Below are 2566 nucleotides of genomic sequence, written 5' to 3'. Positions count from 1 at the left end.
GCCTCGTCGTAGCCCGGTTCGTGGAAGCCGATGGAAAAAGTGCGCACCGGGCGTGAAGAGAGCGACTGCATGAGCGCGGCTACGGTGGAGGAGTCTATGCCGCCGGAGAGGAACACGCCCAGCGGCACGTCGGCGACCATCCTCCGTTTGACGGCGTTCAGAAGCAGCGCTTCCAATGTGTCCAGGGCCTCGCCGTCGGTGCCGGCGAAGGGCGCCGCATGCCCGGCGCGGACGGCGTCTTCGAGCCGCCAGTACGCCTCCGTCGCGACACTGCCGTCGGCGCGGCGGGTAAGCACCGTGCCGGGCGGCAGCATATGTACGCCCTCATAGATGGTCAGGGGGTTGGGGATGTAGTTGTTGCGCAGGAAGGCGGCCGTTGCCAGGGGTGAAAGTCGCGGTGTCCATCCGGGATGAGCACGCAGGGCCTTGAGCTCGGAGCCGAATAGAAACAGTCCCCCGTGCTCTCCCCAGTAAAGCGGCTTGATGCCCAGCCGGTCGCGCGCCAGGTAGAGGCTGCGTTTCTCCCGGTCCCAGGCGGCGAATGCGAACATGCCTATCATGCGTTCCAGGGTGCGGCGCACGCCCCACTCCGCGCATCCCTCCAGGACCACCTCGGTGTCGGAATGCCCCCGGAAGCGCCGCCCCCGGGCGGCGAGGTCGGGGCGCAGTTCGTCCGTGTTATAGATCTCGCCGTTGTAGGCGATGACCCACCGTCCGCAACTGGAAACCATCGGTTGCCGGCCAGCCTCCGAGAGGTCTATGACGGCAAGGCGGCGGTGTCCCAGCGCCAGTCCCGCCGCCGGGTCCGACCAGGCGCCTGCGTCGTCCGGGCCGCGCAGGTGCAAGGTGTCGGCCATTTTCGAGGCCGCCGTCTCCAGGTCGCTGGCGGTGGCCCCGCCGGCTGGATTTGCGATGAATCCTGCCAGGCCGCACATGGCTTACCCGGTGACTCGAAAGTCTGGAATTTCGCGGGAAATCGTCAATGGCTCGAGGCTGCCGGTAGCGGGGTCAACTGATTCACGATCACTTAATACGATTCTGGGAGATGGTGCGCCTGCCGTTGCCAGGGCCTTGCGCCGCTCCCGAGTCACGGAAGTTTTGCGGGCGTCGAAGCCGTGCGCGATAGCCGCCAGAAAAAGCAAGTATAATCTATTTCCCCAGCAAGGGGTGGGGCAGGGCGTCCCGCAACGCTTTCTCGGTGCTGTCCGGGAGACGCCATTCTTGAGGGAACACGTATGAACATTTCGATCTTCGGTGCCGGGTACGTGGGGCTGGTGACCGGCGTCTGCTTCGCGGACGCGGGGAACTGCGTCCTGTGCATGGACAAGGACCGCGACAAAGTGCGCCTGTTGCGCGACGGCGGTTTGCCCATTTACGAACCGGGCCTGGAAGCGCTGGTGCGCGCCAATGTCGCCGCCGGCAGGCTGGAGTTTTGCGACGACCTGGAGGCGGCGGTGCGCCATGGCGATGTGCTGTTCCTCGCGGTGCCCACGCCGCCGGACGGGGACGGACGCGCCGATGTGCGCCATGTCCTGGAGGTCGCCCGCGCCATCGCCCGCCACATGGACACGCCCAGGTTGGTGGCCAACAAGTCCACTGCCCCGGTAGGCACCGTGGGGGACATACGCAAGGCCATGGCCGAAGAACTGCGAGGGCGCGGCAGGCGCGTGGACTTCTCGGTGGTCTCCAACCCGGAGTTCCTTAAGGAGGGAACGGCCGTGCAGGATTTCATGCGGCCGGAGCGCATTATCGTCGGTGTTGACGACGACCCCGCTGCTTTGGAGGTTTTGCAGCGACTGTATGCGCCTTTCAACCGTAACCGCAGGCGCCTGTTGTGCATGGATGCGCGTTCCGCGGAACTGACCAAGTATGCCGCCAATGCCATGCTGGCAACCCGGATCTCGTTCATCAACGAGATGGCCGCTATGGCGGAGGCGCTGGGCGCCGATATCGAGCAGGTGCGCCAGGGTATCGGCTCGGACTCCCGGATCGGTCACCGCTTCCTTTATCCAGGCTGCGGTTACGGCGGTTCCTGCCTGCCCAAAGACCTCAAGGCGCTGTGCCGGACGGCGGCGGACCGTCGTTGCGAGACGCGCATCCTGGAGGCCGTCGAGGCGGTCAACCGCGACCAGAAGCAGGCGCTGCCGCGCAAGGTCCGCTCCTGCTTCGGGGAGGATTTGCAGGGACTGCGTTTCGCGCTGTGGGGGCTGTCGTTCAAGCCCGACACCGACGACGTGCGAGAATCTCCGGCGCTGGCCGTTGCGCGCGCACTGCTGGAGAGCGGCGCCCGGGTCCAAGCATTCGACCCTCAGGCCATGGCCGCGGCGGAGCGGGCCCTGGGGCGCCAGGAACGGCTGCGTTTCTGCAAGGACCCGTACAAGGCCGCTGCCGGTTGCGATGCGTTGCTGTTGGCCACCGAATGGAAGGCGTTTCAGAACCCCGACCTGGAACGCCTGGCCGGGTTGATGCGCGGCAAGACGATATTCGACGGTCGCAATATCTACGACCCGCGGCTGTGCGCCGCCGCGGGCTTTCGTTATTACGGCATCGGCAGGACGGCTTGAGA

General features: G+C 66.0%; 2 protein-coding genes. One reads left to right on the top strand and one right to left on the bottom strand.

The window, feature by feature from the left end; translation table 11 throughout:
• Positions 1–935: asparagine synthase (glutamine-hydrolyzing) (asnB, locus tag OXU43_03760; protein ID MDD9824273.1), on the bottom strand; the 935-nt coding region annotated here is incomplete at its 3' end.
• 300 nt (positions 936–1235) lie between these two features.
• Here asnB and OXU43_03755 point away from each other — a divergent pair.
• Positions 1236–2564, top strand: coding sequence for a UDP-glucose/GDP-mannose dehydrogenase family protein (locus OXU43_03755; GenBank protein MDD9824272.1), 1329 nt, complete (start codon positions 1236–1238; stop codon positions 2562–2564).
• The last annotated feature ends 2 nt before the right edge of the window (positions 2565–2566 follow it).

The sequence above is a fragment of the Gammaproteobacteria bacterium genome, assembly GCA_028817255.1.
Lineage (GTDB): Bacteria > Pseudomonadota > Gammaproteobacteria > Porifericomitales > Porifericomitaceae > Porifericomes > Porifericomes azotivorans.
The sequence above is the reverse complement of the archived record's forward strand: the minus strand, read 5'-3'. Positions and strand labels throughout refer to the sequence as shown.

Coding starts and splice junctions, on each gene's coding strand:
- OXU43_03755 (MDD9824272.1), top strand. CDS start 1,236: ATGAACATTTCGATCTTCGGTGCCGGGTACGTGGGGCTGGTGACCGGC.